This window comes from Streptomyces sp. HSW2009 (genome assembly GCF_040240285.1).
GTDB lineage: Bacteria > Actinomycetota > Actinomycetes > Streptomycetales > Streptomycetaceae > Streptomyces.
In genome coordinates this window covers 1-2,343 of record NZ_JBEHZD010000841.1, presented here as the reverse complement: position 1 = coordinate 2,343, position 2,343 = coordinate 1, and the positions used below count along the sequence as shown (strand labels likewise).

Annotated in this window: 1 protein-coding gene and 1 pseudogene; both read left to right on the top strand. The window is 71.7% G+C overall.

All coding sequences use genetic code 11. The features are described 5' to 3' along the window. Positions 1–346: 346 nt before the first annotated feature. Positions 347–1,453: a peptide chain release factor 2 gene (gene prfB / locus AAHZ94_RS32780; RefSeq protein WP_349997350.1), complete on the top strand. Its 1,107-nt coding sequence runs from the start codon at positions 347–349 to the stop codon at positions 1,451–1,453. A 523-nt stretch (positions 1,454–1,976) separates the two neighbouring features. Then, positions 1,977–2,343: pseudogene (locus AAHZ94_RS32775) on the top strand (hypothetical protein); the annotation flags it as partial.

Below are 2,343 nucleotides of genomic sequence, written 5' to 3'. Positions count from 1 at the left end.
GGGGGGCGCGGCGGGGGTGTATCCGGGGCCCCGGGGGGGCCGGTCGCCTCCCTGGGGGCGGGGGTGGGGGTCTACCGCGGGGGGGGGGGGGGCGACGAGAAGGACGCCGAGTCCCCCGGCGTCCACCAGTCCGAACGCACTCCCTGACGCACCTGCTGGCGCACCTCCCGACGCCCCCTGACAACCCCCGGCACCCCCGCCGGCCCCAGCAGCCAGCCCCTTGCGCCCGCCCCCAGGCCCGTTTCCCGCCGCATCGTCCCAGCTCAGCGGCGTACGGGCCGGGGGCGCCCGGGTGGCGGTGCCGCGGCCGGACCGGGTCGGGTCGGGCACCCGTTAGGCTGGGGGTGTGGCAGTCGTCGACGTATCCGAAGAGCTGAAGTCCCTCTCCTCCACCATGGGGTCGATCGAGGCGGTCCTCGATCTGGACAAGATGAGGGCCGACATCGCCGTGCTTGAGGAGCAGGCGGCGGCGCCGTCCCTCTGGGACGACCCGGAGAACGCGCAGAAGGTGACCAGCCAGCTCTCCTACTTGCAGGGGCAGCTCCGCAGGACCGAAGAGCTGCGCGGCCGGATCGACGACCTTGAGGTGCTCTTCGAGCTCGCCGACGCCGAGGACGACGCGGACGCCCGCGCCGAGGCCGAGTCCGAGCTGACCTCGGTCCGCAAGGCGCTGGACGAGATGGAGGTCCGCACGCTGCTCTCCGGCGAGTACGACAGCCGTGAGGCGCTCGTCAACATCCGGGCCGAGGCCGGTGGCGTGGACGCCGCCGACTTCGCCGAGCAGCTCCAGCGGATGTACCTGCGCTGGGCCGAGCGGCACGGCTACAAGACGGAGGTCTACGACACCTCGTACGCGGAAGAGGCGGGCATCAAGTCCTCCACCTTCGTCGTCCAGATCCCGTACGCCTACGGCACGCTCTCCGTCGAGCAGGGCACGCACCGGCTGGTGCGCATCTCACCCTTCGACAACCAGGGGCGCCGCCAGACCTCCTTCGCCGGCGTCGAGGTGCTGCCGGTCGTGGAGCAGACCGACCACGTCGAGATCGACGAGTCGGAGCTGCGGGTGGACGTGTACCGCTCGTCGGGCCCCGGCGGCCAGGGCGTCAACACCACCGACTCCGCCGTGCGGTTGACCCACATCCCCACCGGCATCGTCGTCTCCTGCCAGAACGAGCGCTCGCAGATCCAGAACAAGGCGTCCGCGATGAACGTCCTCCAGGCCAAGCTGCTTGAGCGCCGCCGCCAGGAGGACCAGGCCAAGATGGACGCGCTCAAGGGCGACGGCGGCAACTCCTGGGGCAACCAGATGCGTTCGTACGTGCTGCACCCCTACCAGATGGTCAAGGACCTGCGCACCGGCCACGAGGTCGGCAACCCGCAGGGCGTGCTCGACGGCGAGATCGACGGCTTCCTCGAAGCCGGCATCCGCTGGCGCAAGCAGCAGGAGAAGTAACCCGGGCAGTGGTCGGCCGCGGCCGGCCACCCTTCCACAACCGGCCGCCCTTCCGCGGCCGGCGGCGCGTCCAAGGTTCGGCGGCGCGTCCCAGGTGTGACGGCGCGTCCGCGGTACGACGAGGCGCCCGCGGTACGACGTCGGGCCCGCCCGCACGGTAAGGCCGGCCCCTCCCGTGCATGGCCGCGGTACGACGAGGCACCCGCCGCACCAAGCGAACGGCCCCCCGCTGACGGCCCCTCACCGCCCGTTCGGTCCTTGGAGTTCCCCCCTTAGGTCACGGTTACATTGCGTGGTGGCCGTCAACTCCCTGCAAGGCGGACATCCTGCACGGATCGGCCTTGACGCCCCCGGGGAAAGTGGGAAGGCTGGCGCGCGGCATGCGTATGAACTGGGGCACGTGTGACGAGGGGCCCGCGGCTAGCCTGTAGTGAGGCTCGTGCCGCGAGACGTAGCCCCCAGCCGTGGCCCCGTGTGCATAGCTGCTCCACTGACGAGAACAGCTACTGGGGGTAGCAGGCAGATGACCAAGAAGACGCGGTTGCGCGTTGCGCGGATCGTCGCGGGGACGGTGATCGCCGCTGGCGCGTCACTGACCGCGGCGGGTGCCGCTTCGGCCGTCGGCATCGACGTCAATGTGGGTGGGGGCGGGGTCAAGGCCGAAGCCGACAAGCAGGGCGTGGAAGCGCGGGTCGCCGTAGACCCGACCGAGCCCACCGTCATCCCGACCGAGCCGACGGACCCGCCCACTGAGCCGACGGACCCGCCCACTGAGCCGACGGACCCGCCCACTGAGCCGACGGACCCGCCGACCGCGCCGACCTACCCGCCCCAGTCTCTTATAAACAACTGGCGCTGGCGCGGCGGCTGCGGGGGGGGGTGGGGGGGGG